The sequence below is a fragment of the Pseudomonas sp. GL_139_B genome (genome assembly GCF_057834475.1).
In genome coordinates, this window is sequence record NZ_CM174403.1 from 4,546,287 (window position 1) to 4,570,750 (window position 24,464).

The following is a 24,464-nucleotide window of genomic DNA, read 5'->3' on the forward strand; positions in this document are numbered from 1 at the left end:
TCATTTCTTCAAAATAAGAGCCGCAGCCTTGTAAGCTGCTGCTCAGGTTAAAACTACGGCGCCGGTTGAAGCCTGCGCCGTAGCATCTACGGGTACAGCGGTACTACATTTAAAACAGCTGAATCACACGCCGCTTTGCAGCAGCATGTTACGTACGTGACCGATGGCCTTAGTCGGGTTCAGGCCTTTCGGACAGACGTTGACGCAGTTCATGATCCCGCGGCAGCGGAATACGCTGAACGGGTCATCCAGCGAAGCCAGACGCTCGGCAGTCTTGGTGTCGCGGCTGTCTGCCAGGAAGCGGTACGCTTGCAGCAGAGCAGCTGGACCCAGGAACTTGTCCGGGTTCCACCAGAAGGACGGGCAGGAAGTCGAGCAGCAAGCGCACAGGATGCACTCGTACAGACCATCAAGCTTTTCACGCTCTTCCGGGGACTGCAGACGCTCGATGGCCGGAGCCGGCGTGTCGTTCTGCAGGAATGGCTTAACCTTCTCGTATTGCTTGTAGAAGATGCTCATATCAACGACCAGGTCACGGATAACCGGCAAACCTGGCAGTGGACGAACAATCAACTTGTTACCTTTTACGACAGAAGACAGCGGCGTGACGCATGCCAGGCCGTTTTTGCCGTTGATGTTCATGCCGTCGGAACCGCAAACACCTTCACGGCAAGAGCGACGATAGGAGAAACCTTCGTCCTGCTCTTTGATCAGGGCCAGCACGTCCAGCACCATCAGGTCTTTACCACCGGTATCGACCTGGAATTCCTGCATGAACGGCGCGGCGTCCTGATCAGGGTTGTAGCGATAAACACTGACTTGCAACATGGCGGCCACCCTTAATAAGTCCGAATCTTAGGTTCAAAAGTCGGAACAGTCTTCGGCGAGAAGTTCACAGCACGCTTGGTTACGCGCTTGTCACCCGGGAAGTACAGGGTGTGGCACAGCCAGTTTTCGTCGTCGCGGTCTTCGTAATCTTCACGGGCGTGAGCACCGCGGGACTCTTTGCGGATTTCTGCAGCGATGGCGGTGGCTTCGGCCACTTCCAGCAGGTTTTGCAGTTCCAGCGCTTCGATACGAGCAGTGTTGAACGCCTGGCTCTTATCGTTGATCTTGACGTTGGCGATACGGCCACGCAGATCAGCCAGCTGGGCAATACCCTTCTGCATGTATTCGCCGGTACGGAACACACCGAAGTAGTTCTGCATGCAACTTTGCAGTTCTTTACGCAGGGTAGCGACGTCTTCACCCTCGGTACGCGAGTTCAGGCCATCGAGACGTGCCAGGGCAGCGTCGATGTCGGACTGGCGAGGACGAGCGTAATCAACGCCTTCTTTCAGGGTCTGCTCCAGGAACAGACCGGCGGCGCGACCGAATACCACCAGGTCGAGCAGCGAGTTGCCGCCCAGACGGTTGGCACCGTGAACCGATACGCACGCCACTTCGCCTACAGCGAACAGACCAGGAATGATCTGGTCCTTGCCATCAGCGTCCTGAGTGATTGCCTGGCCATGAATGTTGGTGGCAACGCCGCCCATCATATAGTGGCAGGTTGGAACGACCGGAATCGGCGCCACGGCTGGATCGACGTGAGCGAAGGTCTTGGACAGTTCCATGATGCCTGGCAGACGACTGTGCAGAACTTCTTCACCAAGGTGATCGAGTTTCAGCATTACGTGGTCGCCATCCGGACCGCAACCGTTGCCGGCGATGATTTCTTTAACCATCGAACGGGCAACAACGTCACGACCAGCAAGGTCTTTGGCGTTCGGAGCATAACGCTCCATGAAACGCTCGCCGTGCTTGTTGATCAGGTAACCGCCTTCACCGCGGCAGCCTTCAGTAACCAGTACACCAGCGCCGGCGATGCCGGTCGGGTGGAACTGCCACATTTCGATGTCTTGTACCGGCACGCCAGCACGCAGAGCCATGCCGACGCCGTCACCGGTGTTGATCAGGGCGTTGGTGGTGGACGAGTAGATACGACCTGCACCGCCGGTCGCCAAAACGGTGGCGTTCGCGCGGACGTAGGAAGTTTCGCCAGTCTCGATGCAGATGACGATCATGCCGACAAAGGCACCATCTTCGTTCTTCACCAGGTCGACGCCGTAGTATTCGTTGAGGAATACGGTGCCGGCCTTGAGGTTGGCCTGGTACAGCGTGTGCAGCAGAGCGTGACCGGTACGGTCGGCAGCTGCGCACGTACGGGCAGCCTGGCCGCCTTTACCGAAGTCTTTCGACTGACCGCCGAACGGACGCTGGTAGATGCGACCCTGTTCAGTACGGGAGAACGGCAAGCCCATGTGCTCGAGTTCGAAAACGGCTTCCGGGCCTACGGAACACATGTATTCGATAGCGTCCTGGTCACCGATGTAGTCGGAACCCTTGACGGTATCGTACATGTGCCAGCGCCAGTCATCGTTCGGATCTGCCGAGGCGATGGCGCAGGTGATGCCACCCTGGGCGGATACAGTGTGCGAACGAGTCGGGAAAACCTTGGTAACCACGGCAGTCTTGTGACCACCTTGCGCCAACTGCAGAGCAGCGCGCATGCCAGCACCGCCGCCGCCAATGATGATGGCGTCGAACGAAAGCGTATTAACTGTAGTAGACATGAATCAGATACCCCAAAGAATCTGCACACCCCAGACGAAGTAGGCGAACATCGCGACGCCGCATACTGCCTGGAAGAGGAAACGTATTGCAGTCGCGGACTTGCCGAACGCCATTGGCGTCAGGTAGTCGGTCGCGATGGTCCACATGCCGACCCAGGCGTGAGCGCCGAGGGCAACGAGGGCCAGGAGACTGAAAATACGCATCCAGTTGCTTGCGAACAGTTCATGCCATTGGGCGTAGCCGAGGCCAGGATGGGCAACGACGTATCCGATCAGGAAAATGAAGTAAGCCGCGAGAACGACCGCAGACACACGTTGTGCCATCCAGTCATAGAGGCCCGAACGCGACAGGTTCGTGACGTTAGTTACCATATCCAAACTCCTGCCAGAACGATTACCACCACGGAAACGGCGATAACGATTTTCGAGCCCAGTTTGCCGCCTTCAAGCGACTCGCCGATGCCCATGTCCATGATCAAATGGCGCACACCGGCTACCAGGTGATACAGCAAGGCGGACAGGATGCCCCAAATCACTAGCTTGGCTAGCGGACTGGTCAAACACGCTTTCACCTGGCCAAAACCTTCTTCCGAGCTCAGCGACTTGTCCAATGCATAAAGCATGATGGCCAGGCTGACAAAGAGGATGATTCCAGAGATCCGGTGAAGAATGGACGTGTAAGCAGTGACTGGGAGTTTGATGGTCCTTAGGTCTAGGTTTACAGGTCGTTGGCTATTCACGGCTTTTTTTCACACTGAAGAGCCCCTAACAATCAGGGCAAAGTTGTTGGGGAGTGCACTGGTCAGGTACCCACCACCCAGGGAGTGCGACCCCCAATAAAGCAGGCCCAAAAGCCCCTGGCGGTCGGAGGGCGAGTATAGACAGTTAGGCTACTAATGACAACGCGTTCACCTTCCCCTAATAGCTGATTGCACAAGTTGGATAAAAGGCGTAAACGGCAGTCAATTTCGAGGAAAAAGTCCAGTTAAAGCCTTCAGGAGCAAGACTTTAGGCAAATTGACATTCGAATTTATCTCACTATAGTGGTGCGGGCCCTGCGTGGGGGGTCTGTCTGATGATTTCAAGCATAAATAGGAGGCCACATGGCTGACAAAAAAGCGCAGTTGATCATCGAGGGCGCAGCCCCCGTCGAGCTGCCCATTTTAACCGGCACCGTTGGTCCCGATGTTATCGATGTTCGGGGCCTGACGGCCACGGGCCGTTTCACCTTTGACCCTGGTTTCATGTCGACCGCTTCCTGCGAGTCGAAGATCACCTATATTGATGGCGACAACGGCATTCTGTTGCACCGCGGCTACCCGATCGAACAGCTGGCTGAAAAGTCGGACTACCTGGAAACCTGCTATCTGCTGCTCAACGGTGAATTGCCGACCGCAGAACAGAAGGCCCAGTTCGTCAGCACCGTCAAGAACCACACCATGGTTCACGAGCAGCTGAAGACCTTCTTCAACGGCTTCCGTCGCGATGCCCACCCGATGGCCGTCATGTGCGGCGTAGTCGGCGCCCTCTCGGCGTTCTACCACGACTCCCTCGACATCAATAACCCGCAGCATCGCGAAATTTCCGCGATCCGCCTGGTTGCCAAGATGCCGACGCTGGCAGCGATGGTTTACAAGTACTCCATGGGCCAACCCATGATGTACCCGCGCAACGATCTGACGTACGCGGAAAACTTCCTGCACATGATGTTCAACACCCCGTGCGAGATCAAACCGATCAGCCCGGTGCTCGCCAAGGCCATGGACCGGATTTTCATCCTCCATGCCGACCACGAGCAGAACGCATCGACTTCTACCGTTCGTCTGGCCGGCTCTTCGGGTGCCAACCCGTTCGCCTGTATCGCCGCCGGCATCGCTGCACTGTGGGGCCCTGCCCACGGCGGCGCGAACGAAGCCGTTCTGACCATGCTCGATGAAATTGGCGATGTCTCGAACATCGACAAGTACATCGCCAAGGCCAAGGACAAGAACGATCCGTTCAAGCTGATGGGCTTCGGTCACCGGGTTTACAAAAACCGTGACCCACGCGCTACCGTCATGAAGCAGACCTGCGACGAAGTACTGAAAGAACTGGGCATCAACAACGATCCGCAACTCGAACTGGCCATGCGCCTGGAAGAGATCGCCCTGACCGACCCGTACTTCATCGAACGCTCGCTGTACCCGAACGTCGACTTCTACTCGGGGATCATCCTCAAGGCGATCGGCATTCCAACCAGCATGTTCACCGTGATCTTCGCCTTGGCGCGGACTGTCGGCTGGATCTCCCACTGGAAAGAAATGCTCTCCAGCCCGTACAAGATTGGCCGCCCGCGCCAGCTGTACACCGGCTACGAGTCGCGTGACATCACCAAGCTGGAAGACCGCAAATAAGACCTGTCTTGCGATAACGTCTTAAATTGCACCGGAAACGGCCTCTATCTATAGAGGCCGTTTTTGTTTGGGTGCTTTGAGGTTTACTGGCTTTGATTGAGTACATATCCGTTTCTGCGTTAACGGCTGCTATGGGTTCCGCCCTTACGGCGGGTCACTTTCGAAAAGCGCGAAAGTAACCAAAGCGCTTTTGCCCCTTTCGCTCGGCCTCTCGAGGGGGCGGTGCGTCAACATCAAAAGCAAGGCGGCCTGCCGGCCGGCCTGGACTCAGGCGTACGCATCTCCCTGTGGGAGCGGGCTTGCCCGCGAAGCTTTTGATCTGGCTTTGCTTTTGATCTTGATCTTGATCTACCCGCCCCTTCGGGAGGCTGAGTGGAGGTGTGCATCCGGGGAGTGGCGCGCAGCGCCGTAAGACGCAGTCGAACACGCTGCATGTAGGTCGAAGCGAAGCCGACCGGAGGGCAGTGTCCCCGGATGGATACCGGAGCGAAGGAACGCCGAGCCCCAGCGAGGGGCCGGACGCTCGGGGCGAGCCTTTTTTTGCTTACTTTTTTTTGGCGTTTGAAAAAAAGTGAGTCGCCGTAAGGGCGAACCCCTAAGTGGCCGTTACCGCAGAAACGGATATGTACCCAATCAACAAAACTCAGGTCGATTACCGCCCAACAAAAATGCCCCAATCTCTCGACCGGGGCATTTCTGCTTAATGCAACTTACATAACCAAATCTGAAGCCTTAGTGCGAAACCGCCCCACTCGCCCCCAAACCAGTCTGCGAACGAACAAACTGAGGGAAGAACAGCGCGCGCTCGTTATCAGCCGCGGTCGACTTGTCAGTGATCGAAAAGAACCAGATACCAACGAAGGCAATCGCCATGGAGAACAGTGCTGGGTACTCATACGGGAAGATCGCCTTCTCGTGATGCAGGATCTGCACCCAAATGGTTGGCCCAAGCACCATCAAGCCAACGGCACTGATCAGCCCCAACCAGCCACCGATCATTGCACCGCGGGTGGTCAGCTTCTTCCAGTACATGGAAAGCAGCAGCACCGGGAAGTTACAGCTCGCCGCGATGGAGAACGCCAGGCCCACCATGAACGCGATGTTCTGGCTTTCGAACAGAATGCCCAAACCGATCGCCAGCACACCCAGACAGATAGTGGTGATTTTCGAGACACGGATTTCATCCTTGTCGTTGGTCTTGCCCTTCTTGATCACACTGGCGTACAGGTCGTGAGACACCGCCGAAGCACCGGCCAGGGTCAAACCGGCCACTACGGCCAGAATGGTTGCAAACGCTACCGCCGAGATGAAGCCCAGGAAAATACTGCCGCCCACCGCGTTGGCCAGGTGCACAGCCGCCATGTTGTTGCCGCCCAACAGCGCGCCCGCCGCATCTTTGAAGTCCGGGTTGGTGCTGACTAGCAGGATCGCGCCGAAGCCAATGATGAACGTCAGGATGTAGAAGTAACCAATGAAGCCAGTTGCATACAGCACGCTCTTGCGGGCTTCTTTTGCGTCACTCACAGTGAAGAAGCGCATCAGAATGTGCGGCAGGCCAGCGGTACCGAACATCAATGCCAGACCCAGGGAGAACGCCGAGATCGGGTCTTTCACCAGGCCGCCCGGGCTCATGATCGCTTCACCTTTAGGGTGAACCTTGATCGCCTCGGAAAACAGCATGTTGAAGTCGAAGTTGACGTGCTTCATGACCATCAGCGCCATGAACGAGGCACCGGACAGCAACAGCACTGCCTTGATGATCTGCACCCACGTGGTCGCCAGCATGCCGCCGAACAATACATACATGCACATCAGAATACCGACCAGGATCACCGCGACGTAGTAGTCGAGACCGAACAGCAACTGGATCAGCTTGCCGGCACCGACCATTTGCGCGATCAGGTAGAACGCCACTACCACCAGCGAGCCGCAAGCGGACAGCGTGCGGATCTGGGTTTGCCCCAGGCGATAGGACGCCACGTCGGCAAAGGTGTATTTACCCAGGTTACGCAGACGCTCGGCGATCAGGAACAGAATGATCGGCCAGCCCACCAGGAAGCCGATCGAGTAGATCAGGCCGTCGTAGCCAGAGGTGAACACCAGAGCGGAAATCCCCAGGAAGGACGCCGCGGACATGTAGTCACCGGCAATCGCCAGACCGTTCTGGAAACCGGTGATCTTGCCGCCCGCCGCATAGTAGTCAGCTGCCGAGTTGTTGCGCTTGGAAGCCCAGTAAGTGATGCACAGGGTAAATCCGACAAACGCCACGAACATCAGAATCGCGGAAACGTTGAGCGGTTGTTTATGCACTTCGCCCGTCAGGGCTTCAGCCGCCCAGGCACCCGGTGCAAAGGCCGCGATGCTCAATAGAGCCATTAGACGCCGGATCATTGCTGGGCCTCCTTGAGAATCGCATTGTTCAGGTCGTCGAATTCGCCATTGGCGCGCCGCACATAGATTGCGGTCAGGACAAAGGCCGAGACAATCAACCCGACACCAATTGGTATTCCCCAGGTAATCGAAGACTCAGGGCTGATTTTCGCCCCCAGTACATGCGGCCCGTAAGCAATCAAAAGGATGAATCCGGAGTAAAGCCCAAGCATGATCGCCGAAAGAATCCAGGCGAACTTTTCTCGTTTGTTAACCAGCTCCTTGAAGCGCGGGCTGTTTTGAATCGAGAGGTAAATGCTGTCGTTCATTGTTTTTATCCTCGCAGCACAGATTAAAGTTGGAACGTTATCCACTCTATGCGGCTGCGGAACAGGTTCCAGACGACCTTAGTATTAGAACGACATGACAGAATCGCCAAACTCCAGCATGCAGAAAACAAATGTGGGAGCGAGCCTGCTCGCGAAGGCGCCAGGTCAGTCGACATCTCGGTCAACTGACAGAACGCTTCGCGAGCAGGCTCGCTCCCACAGTGTGAAACCATGCCCGCTTTACTCAAGCGAGCTGTTGGTGGTTACTTGGTCCAGTCAGCAACACGCTCCGGGTGTTTGGCCACCCAATCTTTCGCAGCGGCTTCCGGCTTGGCGCCATCCTGGATCGCCAACATGACTTCGCCGATTTCGTCTTTCGAGGCCCACTGGAAGTTTTTCAGGAACTTGGCCACTTCCGGCGCTTTGGTGGCGAGCTCTTTACTGCCGATGCTATTTACAGTTTCAGCAGCGCCATAAACGCCTTTCGGATCGTCCAGGAAGCGCAGTTTCCACTTCGCAAACATCCAGTGCGGCACCCAACCAGTCACCGCGATGGATTCGTTTTTCTTCTCGGCACGGGTCAGCTCGGCAATCATGCCGGCGCCGGAACTGGCCTTGAGTTGATACCCGGTCAAGTCGTAGTCCTTGATGGCCTGTTCGGTCTTGAGCATCACGCCTGAACCGGCGTCGATGCCGACAATGCGTTTTTTGAAGCTGTCGTCGGTTTTCAGATCGTCGATGGTTTTGGCTTTGACGTACTCAGGCACGATCAAGCCGATTTTTGCATCTTTGAAGTTCGGACCGTAATCAACGACTTGATCCTTGTTCTTGGCCCAGTAATCACCGTGTGTCACCGGCAGCCAGGCTGACAACATGGCGTCGAGTTTTCCGGTGGCCACACCCTGCCACATGATCCCGGTAGCGACGGCTTGCAGCTTCACGTCATAACCCAGCTTCTGCTTGATCACTTCAGCCGCTACGTGAGTCGTCGCGACGCTGTCGGACCAACCGTCAACGTAACCGATGCTCAGGGTCTTGCTCTCGGCACTGGCCATGGTGGAACCGATCGCAAGCACCAGAGCGGCACCTGCGCCTAAAAGTCGTCGCATCTTCATCGTTACTTCCCCGAAAGTGCTGCGCTCGACGGCTTGCCGAGTCGCGTCAACATATAGTTATGGTGCACAGCGCCCCCATCACGCCCACCGCAAACTCGTTCGAACATCAGCGTGATTTACCATGAGAGCACTGATGCGTCGATCATCAACCTCACGACAATCGCGACCTGCTCTGCCAGCGACCTTAAGGCACCGAGAAACGACATCAGAACGCCATAGTTCTTGAGTAGCGCAAACACTCCGGCCAATCCGCCTGAACTTTGCATGTCAAAGTTATGCAGGCCACCTGAGCCAGGACAAATGCAGGTAACATGCGCGGCTTTGCTCCCAGACGGCCTGACCATGCCCGCGACATCACGCTTTCCTTTTTTGGCTTATTTATTCGCCTGCCTGCTGGGGCTATTTGCCTTTGTCGGCTTTTGGTACGGTCTTGGCAAACCGGTGCTTCTGCCGGACGTGGCCAGCGCAACACACAAGCTGCAATGCGCCTCCTACACGCCGTTCGACAAGGATCAATCACCGTTCGATCAGCCGTTCAAATTGCGCCCGGAGCGCATGGACGCCGACCTCGCGCTGCTGGCCAAAAGTTTCGAATGCATCCGCACCTATTCCATGACCGGTCTTGAAGCCCTGCCCGACCTTGCGCGCAAACATGGCCTGAAGCTGATGATCGGCGCCTGGGTCAACAGCAACCCGGTCGACACCGAGAAAGAGGTCGACCTGCTGATCGCCTCGGCGAATGCCAACGCCGACGTGGTGTCTGCGGTCATCGTCGGCAATGAAACCCTGCTGCGCAAAGAGGTCACCGGCGCGCAACTGGCCCGGCTGATAAACAAGGTCAAAAGCCAGGTCAAGCAGCCCGTCACTTACGCCGACGTTTGGGAGTTCTGGCTCAAGCACCCGGAAATCGCCCCGGCGGTGGACTTCCTGACCATTCACTTGCTGCCGTATTGGGAAGATGATCCCTCAAACATCGACGCGGCCCTGCAACATGTGGCCGAAGTACGCCAGGTGTTCGGCAACAAGTTCGCGCCCAAAGACGTGATGATTGGCGAAACGGGCTGGCCGAGCGAAGGCCGCCAACGTGAAACCGCCCTGCCGAGCCGGGTCAATGAAGCCAAATTTATTCGCTCTTTTGTCATCATGGCCGAGCAACAAGGTTGGCACTACAACCTGATCGAAGCGTTCGACCAGCCGTGGAAACGTGCCAATGAAGGTGCGGTCGGCGGTTACTGGGGACTGTACGACGCGGATCGTCAGGACAAAGGTGTGCTGGCAGGTCCGGTGACTAACGTGCCGTACTGGTCGCAATGGCTCGCGGTGGGTGGCTTGATTTTCCTCGGCACACTGATCCTCGGCGGTCGCGTTCGCAGCACTCGCGCGGCGCTGGTGCTGCCACTGCTCGGCGCTCTGGCGGCTTGCTCGATTGGTGCGTGGGGTGATCTGGCCCGGGTTACCACGCGGTTTGCGAGCGAATGGCTGTGGGTGGCGCTGTTGACTGCTTTGAATCTGTTGGTGCTGGCTCATGCAGCGCTGACGTTGAGCGCACGCACCGGTTGGCGTGAACGGGCATTCAATGCGCTGGAGCGCCGCGCTGGCTGGCTGCTCGCGACGGCTGGGTTTGCCGCGGCGGTGATGATGCTGGAACTGGTGTTCGATCCGCGCTATCGCACCTTCCCGAGTGTGGCATTCATCCTGCCGGCACTGGTTTACCTGTGCCGCCCGGTGCGCGTGCCACGTCGGGAGATTGCGTTGCTGACCTTCATTATTGGTGCAGGCATTGCGCCACAACTGTTCCGTGAAGGTTTGCAGAACCAGCAGGCCTGGGGATGGGCGTTGGTGAGCATGCTGATGGTCGCCGCGTTGTGGCGCAGTTTGCGGGTTCGCAAAGCTTAAATTTTCAGCGCTGCTGCCGACCTCATCGCGAGCAGGCTCGCCCCTACAATTAACCGCGTTTCTACTGAAGAACCCGGTCAATGTGGGAGCGAGCCTGCTCGCGAAGGCTGACTATCAGGCGCCGCGGCTTTCCCTGACCAACCGCAAACCCGCAATCACCACCGCAAAAACAGCCAGCGTCGTGTTGTACAACGCCAACGCCGGAAACCCGAATACCAGCGCCAGCACCGCCAGCCACCACCCTGCCCGGCCTGGCAGCACGAAGCCGAGCGCAGCTGCCGCGATCGCCGCCCATCCCAACACACTGAAGTGAATCATCAAGCCCAGGTTCGAACGAACCGCACATTCCCAGCGGCTCGCCTCGTCGACGCAGAGGCCCACCCACTGTGCATCCTCCATAAAGCCATAACGCGCGCCGTAACTGGCGGCCAGCCATAAAGGCAGCAAAACGAGCAGCAAAACCATGGGCAGTCGGCGGGACATGAAACACTCCAATAGGCAAAAACGGCGGCCAGCTTAATCCCCCGACAACGGTATGCAAACGTGAGCAACATAAAACTGGTCACGAAATCGCTGCAAAGTGTATCGTCCAGCTACTATTACTGGAAATAAGCCTCTTTGGTGCCGATGCGTGGCACTTTGGCGCAACACCGATGGTCATAGCCTGCGAACTTCATTCGGCACCTTCTTCTAAGGGATCTAGTCATGCTCCGTTCCTTGCGCTTCGCCGCCCTCTTTGGCGGCCTTATATTGAGTGCGTCCGCACTGGCGGTCGATGTCGACGCCGCCAGTTATGGCTACCCCTTGACCAACCCGTTCGCGGCGACCATCGCCACGACACCTCCTGATCTGCGTCCGGAATTGCCGGAGAACGCCGACATCAATCAGGAGGATCGCAGCCTCACGGTGCGCCCGGAACGTGAGTTCGAATTGCCAGACAACTTCTGGGCGGTGAAGAAGCTCACCTACCGCATCGCTACGCAAGATAAAGCCGCACCGCTGATCTTCCTGATTGCCGGCACCGGCGCACGTTTCGACAGCAGCCTCAACGAATACCTGAAAAAGCTCTACTACAAGGCCGGCTACCATGTGGTGCAACTGTCATCGCCGACCAGTTTCGACTTCATCAGCGCCGCTTCACGCTTTGCCACTCCGGGCGTCACCAAGGAAGACGCTGAAGACTTGTACCGGGTGATGCAGGCCGTGCGGGCACAAAACCCAAAAGTGCCCGTCACCGATTACTACCTGACCGGTTACAGCCTGGGTGCGCTGGACGCAGCGTTTGTCGCGCACCTGGACGAGACACGCCGCAGTTTCAACTTCAAAAAAGTCTTGTTGCTCAACCCGCCGGTCAACCTGTACACCTCGATCAACAACCTGGACAAGCTGGTGCAGACCGAGGTCAAGGGCATCAACAGCAGCACCACGTTCTATGAGCTGGTGCTGAACAAACTGACCCGCTACTTCCAAGAGAAAGGCTACATCGACCTCAACGATGCCCTGCTCTATGACTTCATGCAGTCCAAGGAGAAACTGACCAACGAACAGATGGCCATGGCGATCGGCACGTCGTTTCGCTTCTCGGCGGCCGACATTGCCTTCACCTCGGACCTGATCAACCGTCGCGGTCTGATCACGCCACCGAAGTTCCCGATCACCGAAGGCACCAGCCTCACGCCGTTCCTCAAGCGTGCACTGCAATGCGACTTCGACTGCTACATCACTGAACAGGTCATCCCGATGTGGCGTGCCCGCACCGACGGCGGCAGCCTGCTGCAACTGATCGACCAGGTGAGCCTCTACGCCCTCGCGGATTACCTGCACAACAGCCCGAAAATCGCGGTGATGCACAACGCCGACGACGTGATCCTGGGCCCTGGCGACCTCGGTTTCCTGCGCAAGACGTTCGGCGATCGCTTGACCGTTTATCCATACGGCGGCCATTGCGGCAACCTTAACTACCGCGTCAACAGCGACGCCATGCTGGAGTTCTTCCGTGGCTAAATACCTCCTGCTAATCGCTGCGTTACTCTGTGCAGGCGTCGCCAATGCCGACAACAGCAAAGCCAGCGCGCCTGTTGTGGTCGACAGTGATGGTTTCAAGGAACCGCTGAGCAAACTCAAATTCAACCCAGGGCTGGACCAGCGTGAGTTCGAACGCTCGACACTCAACGCTCTGGCCGTCTACGACCCGCTGGAAGAGTGGAACCGTCGGGTTTATCACTTCAACTACCGCTTCGATCAATGGGTGTTCCTGCCCGTGGTCGATGGTTATCGCTATATCACCCCAAGCTTCCTGCGCACTGGCGTCAGTAACTTCTTCAACAACCTCGGCGATGTGCCGAACCTTGTGAACAGCCTGTTGCAGTTCAAAGGCAAGCGCTCGATGGAAACCACTGCGCGCCTGCTGCTCAACACCACCATCGGCATCGCCGGCCTGTGGGACCCAGCCACTGCCATGGGCCTGCCGCGCCGGAACGAAGACTTCGGTCAGACGCTTGGGTTCTACGGCGTACCGGGCGGCGCCTACTTCGTCCTGCCGATCCTCGGTCCGTCCAACATTCGCGACACCGGCGGACTGGCGGTCGATTTCAGCGTAGAGTCGGCGATCAACTTCCTGAACGTATCTGAAGTCAGCTCCAACCATCCTGAAGTCTGGATCCTGCGTGGCATCGACAAACGCAACCAGACGAACTTCCGTTATGGCCAGCTGAACTCGCCGTTCGAGTACGAAAAAGTGCGGTTCGTGTACACCGAAGCGCGCAAGTTGCAGATCGCCGAGTAAATCCGGCGGCAACAAAAAAGGCCATTCGATGGGAATCGAATGGCCTTTTTACATTCCGCCGCACCACAAATCCCCTGTGGGAGCGAGCCTGCTCGCGATGAGGTCAGCACAGTCGAAATCGTTACTGACCCTCCGCTATTGTCGGAACGCCGCCCGGAGCCGGCTCACTCCTACATTAGGACGATGCCCGACTTTAACTTTTCAGCGTTTTCCAGATTTTGCTGGCAACCATCACACCCGCCAACACCACCGCACCCGCTATTATCCCAGCCACCGCATTCATTAACGTCGGCACGATAAACCCGGCACTGCCCGCCCCGGCGCTGACGCTTTCGATCCAGTGATGAGCCACCGGCACACCGTGAGTCAGGATCCCGCCACCCACCAGGAACATTGCCGCCGTACCAATCACCGACAGACTTTTCATCAAATACGGTGCCGCTCGCAAAATCATGCCGCCGATGCTTTTGGCCAACGGGCGCGACTTTTGGCTCAACCACAAACCGAGGTCATCGAGTTTGACGATGCCCGCCACCAGTCCATACACGCCGATGGTCATGACGATGGCAATACCCGAGATCACGATCACCTGCTGGGTCAGCGACGCATCCGCCACGATGCCGAGGGTGATGGCGATGATTTCTGCCGACAGGATGAAGTCAGTGCGCACCGCGCCCTTGATCTTGTCTTGCTCAAAGGCCACCAGATCGACCGCTGGATCGGCCAACGCCTCAACCAACTCCGCATGTTCGGCCTGATCTTCAGTCTTGCTGTGCAGGAATTTGTGCGCGAGTTTTTCAAAACCTTCAAAGCACAAGTACGCGCCGCCGACCATCAACAATGGCGTGACCAGCCATGGAATGAACGCGCTGATGGCCAATGCCGACGGCACCAGGATCAGTTTGTTGCGAAACGAGCCCTTGGCGACCGCCCAGACCACCGGGATCTCTCGCTCGGCACGCACACCGCTGACCTGCTGGGCGTTGAGCGCCAGATCGTCGCCGAGCACGCCCGCGGTCTTCTTGGCGGCCAATTTGGTCATCAACGCCACATCGTCGAGTACCGCAGCGATGTCATCGATGAGCACCAGCAAACTGCTCCCTGCCATGAATCAGGTTTCCTTCTTGAATGGATGCCAAGCAGCATAGCGCGGCGGCACGCCACTCGGGGCATTCTTGAGCGCCGCGCGAGGCCGGTGATACCATGCGCAACCGCCAGAACAGGCAAGGAACCCCCTGGTTTATGAGCACTATCCGCGAGCGCAACAAAGAACTGATCCTGCGTGCCGCCAGTGAGGAATTTGCCGACAAGGGCTTCGCTGCGACTAAAACCAGTGACATCGCTGCCAAGGCGGGTTTGCCCAAGCCCAACGTCTACTACTACTTCAAATCCAAGGAAAACCTCTACCGCGAGGTCCTGGAAAGTATCATCGAGCCGATTCTGCAGGCCTCGACACCGTTCAATCCTGAAGGTGAACCCAGCGAAGTGCTGAGCGGCTACATCCGTTCGAAAATCCGCATTTCTCGCGACTTGCCGTTCGCCTCGAAAGTGTTCGCCAGCGAAATCATGCACGGCGCCCCGCACCTGAGTCCCGACCTGGTCGAACAGCTCAACAGCCAGGCCAAACACAACATCGACTGCATCCAGACCTGGATCGACCGCGGCCAGATCGCTGGCATCGACCCCAACCATCTGATGTTCAGCATCTGGGCCGCGACCCAGACCTATGCCGACTTTGACTGGCAGATCACGGCTATTACCGGCAAAGCCAAGCTGGATGAGGTGGATTATGAGGCGGCGGCGCAGACGATTATCCGGTTGGTGCTCAAGGGGTGTGAGCCGGATCGGTAGACCGTGGTGCGCCCTTCGCGAGCAGGCTCGCTCCCACAGTGGATCTTCAGCGATCACTAAATCTGCGTTTAACGCGAACCCCTGTGGGAGCGAGCCTGCTCGCGAAAGGGGCAACCTGATTTCAGATCAAACCCAGATCGCATCCCACAGCGGATAGTCGCCAAGCCGCTCTACCAACCCGGCCCGCAATGGGTTGGCCACGATGTACCGAGCTAACTTCACCAAATCCTCCTCACGACGCAGCGCTCGATCATGAAAGCCTTGCTGCCAAAGGCTGACCTTACGACCAGTGCAAAGGTTTACCGATTTAGTACTTAATGATTTAGTCCGCTGCATCAGCCCACTCAGCGACCCGCGCTGCAACTCGATCAACCAATGAAAATGGTCTGGCATGACGACCCAGGCCAATGAGTTGGCACAACCTTGATCTTGAGCGGCGCGAAACTGCGCTACGACCAATCTGCCCAAGGCGACATCGTTGAAGACAGGTTTTCTTCCAAGTGTGTTGGTGGTCAGCAGATAAATTCGGTTGGGCTCGTCAAAACGACCAAGGCGTAAGCGATGTGAAGCGGATAGATCGGGCATTCCTTTGCCTCTCTCAAGCTGATGGCATCAGAAGGCTAGACCTTTAAATGCCGGAGGGAGTGGCAGACGTTTAGCTGAATGTGTCTGATAGATTGCCTTCGCGAGCAGGCTCGCTCCCACATTTGATCTGCGTCGTACACAAATCCAGTGTGGGAGCGGGCTTGCTCGCGAAAGCGATTTATCAATTACCCATTAATCAAGCAGTAACCCCAGCATCCGCCGTCAACCCCAGTGCCTCGATCGCGTTGATCGCACACTGCTCATCCACATCCGAAAGATCCCCGCTGATCCCCACCGCCCCCAGCACGTTGCCGTCCTGATCCCGAATTAGCACACCACCCGGTGCCGGCACCACGCTGCCCTGCCCCAGGCTGTTCAAGGCAGCAATAAATGCCGGCCGTTGCTGCGCATCCAGCGCCAGTAAACGTGAGCCTTTGCCCAGCGCGATTGCGCCCCAGGCTTTGCCGATGGCGACCTGCGGGCGAAGCAGGCTGGCGCCGTCTTCGCGTTGCAGGGTGATCAGGTGCCCACCGGCATCCAGGACCGCAATGGTCAATGGAGCCGCCGAGATTGCACGCCCTGCGGAGATGGCCTGATTGATCAGGTTGACTGCGACTTTCAAGGTTAAAGCGCTCATGGTGCCGTCCTCATTTTGTTTTTCGGAAAGCCGTTGGACTGCGCCCGTTGTGCCGCAATCCGATGCAACAAATAGAACACAATGAGTTATTTTTTTGTATACAATAATTCTCGAAAAGCGCCACATGCGACGAAAAGCCACACAAGACAGGGCTTCAGACGAATGAAACAAGCGCTTGAGAAAATGGATTGACCTGCGCCGTCCGCCGTGAATACACTCTGCGCAAAGCCACTTGTATACAATTACAAAACGTAAGAGGCACAAAACCATGAGCAAAATGAGAGCAATCGAAGCCGCCGTTCTGGTGATGCGCCGTGAAGGGGTTGATACCGCTTTTGGCATCCCGGGCGCCGCGATCAACCCGCTGTACTCCGCCTTGCAGAAGGTCGGTGGCATCGATCACGTCCTCGCGCGCCACGTTGAAGGCGCCTCGCACATGGCCGAGGGTTACACCCGCACCAAGGCTGGCAACATCGGTGTGTGCATCGGCACTTCCGGCCCTGCCGGTACGGACATGGTCACCGGGCTCTACAGCGCCTCGGCCGACTCGATCCCGATCCTCTGCATTACTGGCCAGGCTCCCCGCGCCCGTATGCACAAGGAAGATTTCCAGGCCGTCGACATCACCACCATCGTCAAGCCAGTGACCAAGTGGGCAACCACGGTCATGGAACCGGGCCAGGTGCCTTACGCGTTCCAGAAAGCCTTCTACGAAATGCGCTCCGGCCGTCCAGGCCCAGTGCTGATCGACCTGCCGTTCGACGTGCAGATGGCGGAAATCGAATTCGACATCGACGCTTACCAACCGCTGCCGCTGGCCAAGCCCACCGCTAACCGCGTGCAAATCGAGAAGGCCCTGGCCATGCTCGATCAGGCTGAGCGTCCACTGCTGGTGGCCGGTGGCGGCATCATCAATGCCGACGCCAGCGACTTGCTCGTCGAGTTCGCCGAACTGACCGGCATTCCGGTGATTCCAACCCTGATGGGCTGGGGCACGATCCCGGACGATCACCCTTTGATGGTGGGCATGGTCGGCCTGCAAACCTCGCACCGTTACGGCAACGCGACAATGCTCAAGTCCGACGTGGTGCTGGGCGTGGGTAACCGTTGGGCCAACCGCCACACCGGCTCGATCGATGTTTACACCGAAGGCCGCAAATTCATTCACGTCGACATCGAACCGACCCAGATCGGCCGCGTGTTCAACCCGGACCTGGGCATCGTCTCCGACGCTGCTGCCGCGCTGACCGTGTTCATCGAAGTCGCTCGTGAATGGCAAGCCGCCGGCAAGCTGAAAAACCGTAGTGCCTGGTTGCAAGATTGCCAGCAGCGTAAAGCCAGCCTGCATCGCAAGACTCACTTCGACAACGTGCCGGTCAAGCCGCAGCGCGTCTATGAAGAGATGAACCAGGTGTTCGGTAAAGACACCTGTTACGTCAGCACCATCGGTCTGTCACAGATTGCCGGCGCGCAGTTCCTGCACGTCTACAAGCCGCGTCACTGGATCAACTGCGGCCAGGCAGGTCCCTTGGGCTGGACCATTCCGGCGGCACTGGGCGTGGTCAAGGCTGATCCGAACCGCAAGGTCGTGGCGCTGTCGGGCGACTATGATTTCCAGTTCATGATCGAAGAATTGGCGGTTGGCGCGCAGTTCAAACTGCCGTACATCCACGTGGTGGTAAACAATTCGTACCTTGGATTGATTCGTCAGGCTCAGCGCGGTTTCGACATGGACTACTGCGTGCAGCTGTCCTTCGACAACCTGAACGCTCCGGAACTCAACGGTTACGGTGTTGATCACGTCGCGGTGGCCGAAGGCCTCGGCTGCAAGGCACTGCGTGTGTTTGAACCGGATCAGATCCAGCCTGCCCTGCGCAAGGCTCAGGAACTGATCGAAGAGTTCAAGGTGCCGGTGATCGTCGAGATTATTCTGGAGCGCGTGACCAACATTTCCATGGGTACCGAGATCAACGCCATCAACGAATTCGAAGACCTGGCGCTGGTCGGCAACGACGCACCAACGGCGATTTCGTTGCTTGACTAACAACTGATCGCGTCCCCCTGCAGGAGCCGGCAAGCCGGCTCCTGCAGGGGGGGCCTGCACATATTTACAGGAGACCACCATGCCGCGTTTCGCAGCCAACCTGTCCATGCTGTTCACTGAGCAGGATTTTCTTGCCCGTTTCGAAGCGGCCGCCAAGGCCGGCTTCAGTGGTGTCGAGTACCTGTTCCCTTACGACTTCAGCTCCGCCGAGATCAAGGCCAAGCTCGATGCCAACGATCTGACCCAGGTGCTGTTCAACCTGCCGGCCGGTGACTGGGCCAAGGGCGAACGCGGCATCGCCTGCCTGCCGGATCGGGTTGAAGAGTTTCGCGCCGGTGTCGATTTGGCAATCGCCTACGCACAAGTACTGGGCAACACCCAGATCAATTGCCTGGCGGGGATTCGTCCACAAGGCGTCGACGATGCCACTGTGGAAAAAACCTTCGTCGCCAACCTCAAATACGCGGCGGACAAGCTGCAAGCGGCAGGCATCAAACTGGTGATGGAAGCGATCAACACCCGCGACATTCCGGGCTTCTACCTGAACAACACCGCGCAAGCCCTGTCGATTCGCGAACAGGTCGGCAGCACCAACCTGTTCCTGCAATACGACATCTACCACATGCAAATCATGGAGGGCGACCTGGCCCGCACCATGGCCGCGCACCTGGACGAGATCAACCACATCCAGTTGGCCGACAACCCAGGGCGCAACGAACCGGGCACCGGTGAAATCAACTACCGCTTCCTGTTCGAACACCTGGACCGCATCGGTTATCAGGGGTGGGTCGGTTGCGAATACAAGCCGCTGACCACCACTGAAGCAGGCCTGGGTTGGCTGAAAACCCACAACGCGATCTAACGCAGATCCCCGTAGGAGCTGGCTTGCCAGCGAAGGCAATGTCACTGCCAATTTAAGAGGCTGGAGGTGATGGCCTCTTCGCCGGCAAGCCGGCTCCTACAAAAGCAGTGCTCTCCTATTCGCTTGAAGCAGCAATAAAAACAAGAGGATTTTCTCATGGCTAAAATCGGATTTATCGGCACCGGCATCATGGGCCACCCAATGGCAGCGAACCTGCAGAAAGCCGGTCACAGCCTGTTTCTGTCTGCGCATCACGACGCCGCGCCTGCCGACCTGGTCGCCGCTGGTGCCGTTGCCCTGGCCAACCCGAAAGAAGTCGCCCAGGAAGCCGAATTCATCATCGTCATGGTGCCGGATACCCCGCAGGTCGATGACGTACTGTTCCGCGCCGACGGCGTTGCAGCTGGCGTCAGCAAAGGCAAAATCGTCATCGACATGAGCTCGATCTCGCCCACCGCCACCAAAGCGTTCGCGACCAAGATCAACGAAAAAGGCGCGCAGTACCTCGACGCGCCGGTGTCTGGCGGCGAAGTCGGTGCCAAGGCTGCGAGCCTGAGCATCATGGTCGGCGGCGATGCCGATGCCTTTGAACGCGCCCTGCCGCTGTTCCAGGCGATGGGCAAGAACATCACTCTGGTCGGTGGTAACGGCGACGGTCAAACCGCGAAAGTGGCAAACCAGATCATCGTGGCGCTGAACATCCAGGCGGTCGCAGAAGCCCTGCTGTTCGCCTCGAAAAACGGCGCTGATCCGGCGAAGGTGCGTGAAGCGCTGATGGGCGGTTTCGCTTCTTCGAAGATTCTTGAAGTGCACGGCGAGCGCATGATCAAAGGCACCTTCGATCCTGGCTTCCGCATTAGCCTGCACCAGAAGGACCTGAACCTGGCCCTGCAAGGTGCCAAGGAACTGAACATCAACTTGCCGAACACCGCCAACACCCAGCAAGTGTTCAGCACCTGCGCGGCCATCGGCGGCAGCAACTGGGACCACTCGGCGCTGATCAAGGGCCTGGAACACATGGCGAATTTCTCGATTCGCGATAAGTAAAAATAATCTGAAGCTGGCTCGGTCCCTGTGGGAGCTGGCTTGCCTGCGATGGCATCGATGCGGTCTGCCTGAAAGACCGCGTCGCCTGAATCGCAGGCAAGCCAGCTCCCACAGGACCGCGTCGCAACACCTGCAGCCGTCTTATCCCAATAACAAGAACTCCGGGAGCCCGCCATGTCGGTCGATCCGCAACAATTCCTGCGCGAGCTGTTTGCCACAGCCATCGACGCCGCCCATCCGCAGCAAGTTCTCGAAGCCCATTTGCCCAAAGATCGCAGCGGTCGGGTGATCGTCATCGGTGCCGGCAAAGCCGCGGCCGCCATGGCCCAGGTGGTCGAGCGTTGCTGGCAGGGTGAAGTGAGCGGGCTGGTGGTGACCCGTTACGGTCACGGCGCCCCATGCGAAAAAATCGAAGTGGTCGAAGCGGCCCATCCCGTGCCGGACGCGGCCGGTCAGGCCGTTGCCAAGCGGGTCTTTGAACTGGTCAGCAACCTGACCGAAGACGACCGCGTGATCTTCCTGCTCTCGGGTGGCGGCTCTGCCCTGCTCGCATTGCCGGCGGCCGGTATCACCCTCGCCGACAAGCAATCGATCAACAAAGCGCTGCTCAAATCCGGAGCGACCATCGGCGAGATGAACTGCGTGCGCAAGCACCTCTCGGCGATCAAGGGTGGGCGCCTCGGCAAAGCCTGCTGGCCTGCCACTGTTTATACCTATGCGATTTCCGATGTGCCGGGCGACCTCGCCACAGTCATCGCCTCCGGCCCGACCGTGGCCGACCCGAGTACCTCCGCCGAAGCGCTCGCGATCCTCAAGCGCTATGGCATCGAAGTCCCGGCTTCCGTGCGTAACTGGCTGCAAAGCCCGGAATCGGAGACGGTCAAACCCGGCGATCCTAGCCTGGCGCGCAGTCATTTCCAGTTGATCGCCCGTCCACAACAGTCGCTGGAAGCGGCCGCAGTGAAAGCGCGGCAGGCCGGTTTCAGCCCGCTGATCCTCGGCGATCTGGAAGGCGAATCCCGTGAAGTGGCCAAAGTTCACGCTGGCATCGCGCGGCAAGTAGTCCTGCACGGTCAACCACTGGCGGCTCCTTGCGTGATTTTGTCGGGCGGCGAAACCACCGTGACCGTGCGCGGCAATGGCCGTGGCGGGCGCAACGCCGAATTCCTGCTGAGCCTGACCGACAACCTCAAAGGCTTGCCAGGCGTCTACGCCCTGGCCGGTGACACCGATGGCATCGACGGCTCCGAAGACAACGCCGGCGCGATCATGACCCCAGACAGCTACGCCCGTGCCGCCGCCCTCGGTTTGAGCGCCAGCGACGAACTCGATAACAACAATGGCTACGGCTATTTCGAGGCGCTCGATGCCCTGATCGTTACCGAGCCGACCCGCACTAACGTCAACGACTTCCGCGCCATTCTGATTCTCGAGAGCCCTAAACATGACGCCTGACAAGAAGGTTAAAATCCTCGCCACCCTCGGCCCCGCCACCGCAGGAATCGACGACATCCGCGAGCTGGTGAAGTCCGGGGTCAACATTTTCCGCCTGAACTTCAGCCACGGCGATCACGCCGACCATGCTCAGCGCTACCAGTGGATTCGTGAGGTCGAGCGCCAGCTGAATTACCCGCTGGGCATTCTGATGGACCTGCAAGGCCCGAAACTGCGGGTCGGCAAATTCGCCGAAGGCAAGGTGCAACTGCATCGCGGTCAGGCCCTGCGTCTGGACCTGGACCCGACGCCCGGCGATGAACGCCGCGTTAACCTGCCTCACCCGGAAATCATTGCGGCGCTGGAGCCTGGCATGGACCTGCTGCTGGACGACGGCAAGCTGCGTCTTCGCGTGGTGACCAAGTACGCCGACGCCATCGACACCACCGTGCTCAATGGCGGCGAATTGTCGGACCGCAAAGGCGTGAACGTGCCGCAAGCGGTACTGGAACTGAGCCCGCTGACTGCCAAGGATCGCCGCGACTTGAGCTTCGGTCTGGAGCTGGGTGTGGATTGGGTCGCGCTGTCGTTTGTGCAGCGTCCGGCAGACATTCGCGAAGCCCGCGAACTGATCGGTGACAAAGCGTTTTTGATGGCGAAAATCGAGAAGCCATCGGCAGTGACTCAGCTTCGTGAAATTGCTGAATTGAGCGACGCGATCATGGTCGCTCGGGGGGATCTGGGCGTCGAAGTGCCCGCCGAAAGCGTGCCGCAGATTCAGAAAAACATCATCAGCATCTGCCGCCAACTCGGCAAACCGGTGGTGGTGGCGACGCAGATGCTGGAGTCGATGCGCTTCGCTCCGGCCCCGACCCGCGCCGAGGTCACCGACGTGGCCAATGCCGTGGCCGAAGGGGCGGATGCGGTGATGCTGTCGGCGGAAACCGCCTCCGGCGAATACCCGCTGGAAGCCGTGCAGATGATGAGCAAGATCATTCGCCAGGTGGAAAACGGCCCGGACTATCAGACACAACTGGACGTGAGCCGGCCGAAAGCCGAGGCAACGGTTTCCGATGCGATCAGCTGCGCAATTCGTCGCATCAGCAATGTGCTGCCGGTGGCAGTGCTGGTGAACTACAGCGAATCCGGAACGTCGAGTTTGCGCGCGGCGCGGGAACGGCCGACGGTGCCAATTCTCAACCTGACACCGAACCGTCAAACGGCTCGTCGCCTGACCGTGGCGTGGGGCGTGCACTCGGTGGTCAATGATCGGCTGCGGCAGGTGGATGAAGTGTGCTCGACGGCGCTGGAAATTGCCCAGGCCCAGGGCATGGCCAAGCGTGGCGACACCTTATTGATCACCGCGGGTGTGCCGTTTGGGCAGCCGGGGTCGACTAACTCATTGCGCATTGAGACATTGATCTAGAGCGCCCATACCGGCCTCATCGCCAGCAGGCTGGCTCCCACATTGGTTTTGTGTCGATCACGAAATCAAGACTGAACAGAGATTCAGTGTGGGAGCCAGCCTGCTGGCGATGCAGGCGACCCGGTTTCACTGACTTCCAGACCTACCATGCCTGCCAATCACTTCAACACCCACTGCCCCGATTGGGCGACTGCCCTGCTCAACGGTTTCAGTCAGATCTTCCTCCAGCGAAATCCGCTGTGCGGCCTGCTGTGCCTGTTGGCCATTCTGTCTACCGCGCCCACCCTGCTCGGTGGGGCGCTGCTGGGTGGCGTCGCCGGGTTGCTTACCGCGCAACGGCGCGGCTACGCCAAGGCTGATCGCCAGGCCGGGCTGTTCAGTTACAACGGGGTATTGCTCGGCTTGTTGCTGAGTCTTTATTTCCCGTGGTCCGCCGTACTGCCGCTGGTGATTATTGCCTGCGGCGGCCTGAGCGCGATGCTCACTCAACAGTGGCTCAAGCGCGCCCGGCTTAGCCAATACCTGCCCACCTACACCGCGCCCTTCGTGGGGCTGAGCTGGTTGCTACTGTGTTTCGTCACGCCCTCGACCAAGGCGCATTTGATCGAGATCAACACGCTGAACATGCTCGCCGCACCACTCAAAGGTCTCGGCCAGGTGATGTTCCTCGGTCATCCGCTGGCCGGTGCGTTGATTGCCGCCGGTTTGTTGATCGCTGATCGTCGTGCATTCTGCTGGGCAATGCTCGCATCTGTCGCGGGCATGAGTTGGAGCCTGCTGCACCACGACTTCTACACCGGCCTGCTCGGCCTCGGTGGCTATAACGCCGTGCTTGCCGCCCTCGCCTTCAGCTCGCAGCGCGAGCAGCCGTGGCTGCCGCTGGCCGGCATTGCATCAGCGCTGCTGCTGACGCCGATGTTTGCCGCTATCGGTCTGCCCACGCTGACCGCGCCATTCATCCTCGCCTGCTGGCTGATCCGTACGGCTGCTCAAGTGTTCGGCAAATCGAGGGCCGCCAGTGCGCCTTGCGCTCCAGGGGAGAATCAACCTAGGCTGCGCTGATTCCCGGTTCAGG

General features: G+C 58.4%; 22 protein-coding genes. 11 read left to right on the forward strand and 11 right to left on the reverse strand.

The genetic code is table 11. The features are described from left to right. Positions 1 to 123: 123 nt before the first annotated feature. Genes AC3ISI_RS20760 through sdhC form a run of 4 tightly spaced genes read right to left on the reverse strand, consistent with a single transcriptional unit; the run spans position 124 to position 3,355 of the window. Entirely contained in the window at positions 124 to 828 is a 705-nt protein-coding gene (locus tag AC3ISI_RS20760; RefSeq protein WP_489333581.1) for a succinate dehydrogenase iron-sulfur subunit, read from the reverse strand. 11 nt (positions 829 to 839) lie between these two features. After that, positions 840 to 2,615, reverse strand: a complete 1,776-nt coding sequence (sdhA, locus tag AC3ISI_RS20765) for a succinate dehydrogenase flavoprotein subunit (protein ID WP_027922415.1) — start codon at positions 2,613 to 2,615, stop codon at positions 840 to 842. Between the two features lie 3 nt (positions 2,616 to 2,618). After that, complete coding sequence (gene sdhD, locus AC3ISI_RS20770; RefSeq protein WP_059402221.1) at positions 2,619 to 2,987, reverse strand: succinate dehydrogenase, hydrophobic membrane anchor protein; 369 nt, start codon at positions 2,985 to 2,987, stop codon at positions 2,619 to 2,621. After that, entirely contained in the window at positions 2,981 to 3,355 is a 375-nt protein-coding gene (gene sdhC / locus AC3ISI_RS20775; RefSeq protein ID WP_178129329.1) for a succinate dehydrogenase, cytochrome b556 subunit, read from the reverse strand. Before sdhC ends, sdhD begins: the two co-directional genes overlap by 7 nt. Positions 3,356 to 3,718: 363 nt before the next feature. Between sdhC and gltA the strand changes: the two genes are divergently transcribed. Beyond that, on the forward strand, positions 3,719 to 5,008 hold the full coding sequence (gltA, locus tag AC3ISI_RS20780) for a citrate synthase (protein WP_017337241.1): 1,290 nt from the start codon (positions 3,719 to 3,721) through the stop codon (positions 5,006 to 5,008). A 732-nt stretch (positions 5,009 to 5,740) separates the two neighbouring features. Here the strand turns inward: gltA and AC3ISI_RS20785 are convergent. The 3 genes from AC3ISI_RS20785 to AC3ISI_RS20795 form a co-directional block, all read right to left on the reverse strand. Further along, positions 5,741 to 7,399 (reverse strand): cation acetate symporter, encoded by a 1,659-nt coding sequence (locus tag AC3ISI_RS20785; RefSeq protein WP_489333582.1) that lies wholly within the window; start codon positions 7,397 to 7,399, stop codon positions 5,741 to 5,743. Then, entirely contained in the window at positions 7,396 to 7,707 is a 312-nt protein-coding gene (locus AC3ISI_RS20790) for a DUF485 domain-containing protein (RefSeq protein WP_489333583.1), read from the reverse strand. Before AC3ISI_RS20790 ends, AC3ISI_RS20785 begins: the two co-directional genes overlap by 4 nt. A gap of 263 nt (positions 7,708 to 7,970) precedes the next feature. Further along, positions 7,971 to 8,822 (reverse strand): glycine betaine ABC transporter substrate-binding protein, encoded by an 852-nt coding sequence (locus AC3ISI_RS20795; RefSeq protein WP_489333584.1) that lies wholly within the window; start codon positions 8,820 to 8,822, stop codon positions 7,971 to 7,973. Between the two features lie 300 nt (positions 8,823 to 9,122). Between AC3ISI_RS20795 and AC3ISI_RS20800 the strand changes: the two genes are divergently transcribed. After that, a complete protein-coding gene (locus AC3ISI_RS20800) occupies positions 9,123 to 10,718 on the forward strand; it encodes a glycoside hydrolase family 17 protein (RefSeq protein WP_489333585.1) in 1,596 nt (531 codons plus the stop codon). Positions 10,719 to 10,832: 114 nt separating this feature from the next. Here the strand turns inward: AC3ISI_RS20800 and AC3ISI_RS20805 are convergent, their stop codons facing one another. Next, positions 10,833 to 11,201, reverse strand: a complete 369-nt coding sequence (locus tag AC3ISI_RS20805; protein ID WP_489333586.1) for a hypothetical protein — start codon at positions 11,199 to 11,201, stop codon at positions 10,833 to 10,835. Between the two features lie 222 nt (positions 11,202 to 11,423). Between AC3ISI_RS20805 and AC3ISI_RS20810 the strand changes: the two genes are divergently transcribed. Together AC3ISI_RS20810 and AC3ISI_RS20815 are read left to right on the forward strand one after the other, a co-directional pair. After that, positions 11,424 to 12,722, forward strand: a complete 1,299-nt coding sequence (locus AC3ISI_RS20810) for an alpha/beta fold hydrolase family protein (RefSeq protein ID WP_489333587.1) — start codon at positions 11,424 to 11,426, stop codon at positions 12,720 to 12,722. Next, the gene (locus AC3ISI_RS20815) at positions 12,715 to 13,503 is read left to right on the forward strand and encodes an MlaA family lipoprotein (protein WP_489333588.1); all 789 of its coding nucleotides are present in this window, start codon (positions 12,715 to 12,717) and stop codon (positions 13,501 to 13,503) included. Before AC3ISI_RS20810 ends, AC3ISI_RS20815 begins: the two co-directional genes overlap by 8 nt. A 193-nt stretch (positions 13,504 to 13,696) precedes the next feature. Here the strand turns inward: AC3ISI_RS20815 and AC3ISI_RS20820 are convergent, their stop codons facing one another. Continuing rightward, complete coding sequence (locus tag AC3ISI_RS20820) at positions 13,697 to 14,611, reverse strand: DUF808 domain-containing protein (RefSeq protein WP_489333589.1); 915 nt, start codon at positions 14,609 to 14,611, stop codon at positions 13,697 to 13,699. A 134-nt stretch (positions 14,612 to 14,745) separates the two neighbouring features. Between AC3ISI_RS20820 and AC3ISI_RS20825 the strand changes: the two genes are divergently transcribed. Beyond that, positions 14,746 to 15,354, forward strand: coding sequence for a TetR/AcrR family transcriptional regulator (locus AC3ISI_RS20825; RefSeq protein WP_489333590.1), 609 nt, complete (start codon positions 14,746 to 14,748; stop codon positions 15,352 to 15,354). 126 nt (positions 15,355 to 15,480) lie between these two features. Here the strand turns inward: AC3ISI_RS20825 and AC3ISI_RS20830 are convergent, their stop codons facing one another. Then, positions 15,481 to 15,939 (reverse strand): REP-associated tyrosine transposase, encoded by a 459-nt coding sequence (locus AC3ISI_RS20830; protein ID WP_483840804.1) that lies wholly within the window; start codon positions 15,937 to 15,939, stop codon positions 15,481 to 15,483. 196 nt (positions 15,940 to 16,135) lie between these two features. Further along, positions 16,136 to 16,576: a GlcG/HbpS family heme-binding protein gene (locus AC3ISI_RS20835; protein ID WP_223514185.1), complete on the reverse strand. Its 441-nt coding sequence runs from the start codon at positions 16,574 to 16,576 to the stop codon at positions 16,136 to 16,138. A 268-nt stretch (positions 16,577 to 16,844) separates the two neighbouring features. On the opposite strand from AC3ISI_RS20835, the gene gcl reads away from it, so the two are divergent. From gcl to AC3ISI_RS20865, 6 genes are all read left to right on the forward strand, one after another. Beyond that, positions 16,845 to 18,620, forward strand: coding sequence for a glyoxylate carboligase (gcl, locus tag AC3ISI_RS20840; protein WP_489333591.1), 1,776 nt, complete (start codon positions 16,845 to 16,847; stop codon positions 18,618 to 18,620). 79 nt (positions 18,621 to 18,699) lie between these two features. Further along, entirely contained in the window at positions 18,700 to 19,482 is a 783-nt protein-coding gene (gene hyi / locus AC3ISI_RS20845) for a hydroxypyruvate isomerase (protein ID WP_489333592.1), read from the forward strand. Between the two features lie 156 nt (positions 19,483 to 19,638). Next, complete coding sequence (locus tag AC3ISI_RS20850) at positions 19,639 to 20,529, forward strand: 2-hydroxy-3-oxopropionate reductase (RefSeq protein ID WP_489333593.1); 891 nt, start codon at positions 19,639 to 19,641, stop codon at positions 20,527 to 20,529. A 174-nt stretch (positions 20,530 to 20,703) separates the two neighbouring features. After that, the gene (locus tag AC3ISI_RS20855) at positions 20,704 to 21,984 is read left to right on the forward strand and encodes a glycerate kinase type-2 family protein (protein WP_489333594.1); all 1,281 of its coding nucleotides are present in this window, start codon (positions 20,704 to 20,706) and stop codon (positions 21,982 to 21,984) included. Then, positions 21,974 to 23,389: a pyruvate kinase gene (gene pyk / locus AC3ISI_RS20860; protein WP_489333595.1), complete on the forward strand. Its 1,416-nt coding sequence runs from the start codon at positions 21,974 to 21,976 to the stop codon at positions 23,387 to 23,389. Before AC3ISI_RS20855 ends, pyk begins: the two co-directional genes overlap by 11 nt. A 147-nt stretch (positions 23,390 to 23,536) precedes the next feature. After that, positions 23,537 to 24,451 carry an urea transporter gene (locus AC3ISI_RS20865; RefSeq protein ID WP_489333596.1) on the forward strand — a complete coding sequence of 305 codons (915 nt, stop codon included), beginning with the start codon at positions 23,537 to 23,539 and terminating at the stop codon, positions 24,449 to 24,451. Positions 24,452 to 24,464: the final 13 nt, after the last annotated feature.

Excerpts from the sequence above, each read along its gene's own strand:
- gcl (WP_489333591.1), top strand. The coding sequence starts at position 16,845 with ATGAGCAAAATGAGAGCAATCGAAGCCGCCGTTCTGGTGATGCGCCGT.
- sdhD (WP_059402221.1), bottom strand. The coding sequence starts at position 2,987 with ATGGTAACTAACGTCACGAACCTGTCGCGTTCGGGCCTCTATGACTGG.
- AC3ISI_RS20865 (WP_489333596.1), top strand. The coding sequence starts at position 23,537 with ATGCCTGCCAATCACTTCAACACCCACTGCCCCGATTGGGCGACTGCC.
- hyi (WP_489333592.1), top strand. The coding sequence starts at position 18,700 with ATGCCGCGTTTCGCAGCCAACCTGTCCATGCTGTTCACTGAGCAGGAT.
- AC3ISI_RS20805 (WP_489333586.1), bottom strand. The coding sequence starts at position 11,201 with ATGTCCCGCCGACTGCCCATGGTTTTGCTGCTCGTTTTGCTGCCTTTA.
- pyk (WP_489333595.1), top strand. The coding sequence starts at position 21,974 with ATGACGCCTGACAAGAAGGTTAAAATCCTCGCCACCCTCGGCCCCGCC.
- AC3ISI_RS20855 (WP_489333594.1), top strand. The coding sequence starts at position 20,704 with ATGTCGGTCGATCCGCAACAATTCCTGCGCGAGCTGTTTGCCACAGCC.
- AC3ISI_RS20810 (WP_489333587.1), top strand. The coding sequence starts at position 11,424 with ATGCTCCGTTCCTTGCGCTTCGCCGCCCTCTTTGGCGGCCTTATATTG.
- AC3ISI_RS20800 (WP_489333585.1), top strand. The coding sequence starts at position 9,123 with ATGCAGGTAACATGCGCGGCTTTGCTCCCAGACGGCCTGACCATGCCC.
- gltA (WP_017337241.1), top strand. The coding sequence starts at position 3,719 with ATGGCTGACAAAAAAGCGCAGTTGATCATCGAGGGCGCAGCCCCCGTC.
- AC3ISI_RS20835 (WP_223514185.1), bottom strand. The coding sequence starts at position 16,576 with ATGAGCGCTTTAACCTTGAAAGTCGCAGTCAACCTGATCAATCAGGCC.
- AC3ISI_RS20785 (WP_489333582.1), bottom strand. The coding sequence starts at position 7,399 with ATGATCCGGCGTCTAATGGCTCTATTGAGCATCGCGGCCTTTGCACCG.
- AC3ISI_RS20830 (WP_483840804.1), bottom strand. The coding sequence starts at position 15,939 with ATGCCCGATCTATCCGCTTCACATCGCTTACGCCTTGGTCGTTTTGAC.
- AC3ISI_RS20795 (WP_489333584.1), bottom strand. The coding sequence starts at position 8,822 with ATGAAGATGCGACGACTTTTAGGCGCAGGTGCCGCTCTGGTGCTTGCG.
- AC3ISI_RS20820 (WP_489333589.1), bottom strand. The coding sequence starts at position 14,611 with ATGGCAGGGAGCAGTTTGCTGGTGCTCATCGATGACATCGCTGCGGTA.
- AC3ISI_RS20825 (WP_489333590.1), top strand. The coding sequence starts at position 14,746 with ATGAGCACTATCCGCGAGCGCAACAAAGAACTGATCCTGCGTGCCGCC.
- sdhA (WP_027922415.1), bottom strand. The coding sequence starts at position 2,615 with ATGTCTACTACAGTTAATACGCTTTCGTTCGACGCCATCATCATTGGC.
- AC3ISI_RS20760 (WP_489333581.1), bottom strand. The coding sequence starts at position 828 with ATGTTGCAAGTCAGTGTTTATCGCTACAACCCTGATCAGGACGCCGCG.
- AC3ISI_RS20790 (WP_489333583.1), bottom strand. The coding sequence starts at position 7,707 with ATGAACGACAGCATTTACCTCTCGATTCAAAACAGCCCGCGCTTCAAG.
- AC3ISI_RS20850 (WP_489333593.1), top strand. The coding sequence starts at position 19,639 with ATGGCTAAAATCGGATTTATCGGCACCGGCATCATGGGCCACCCAATG.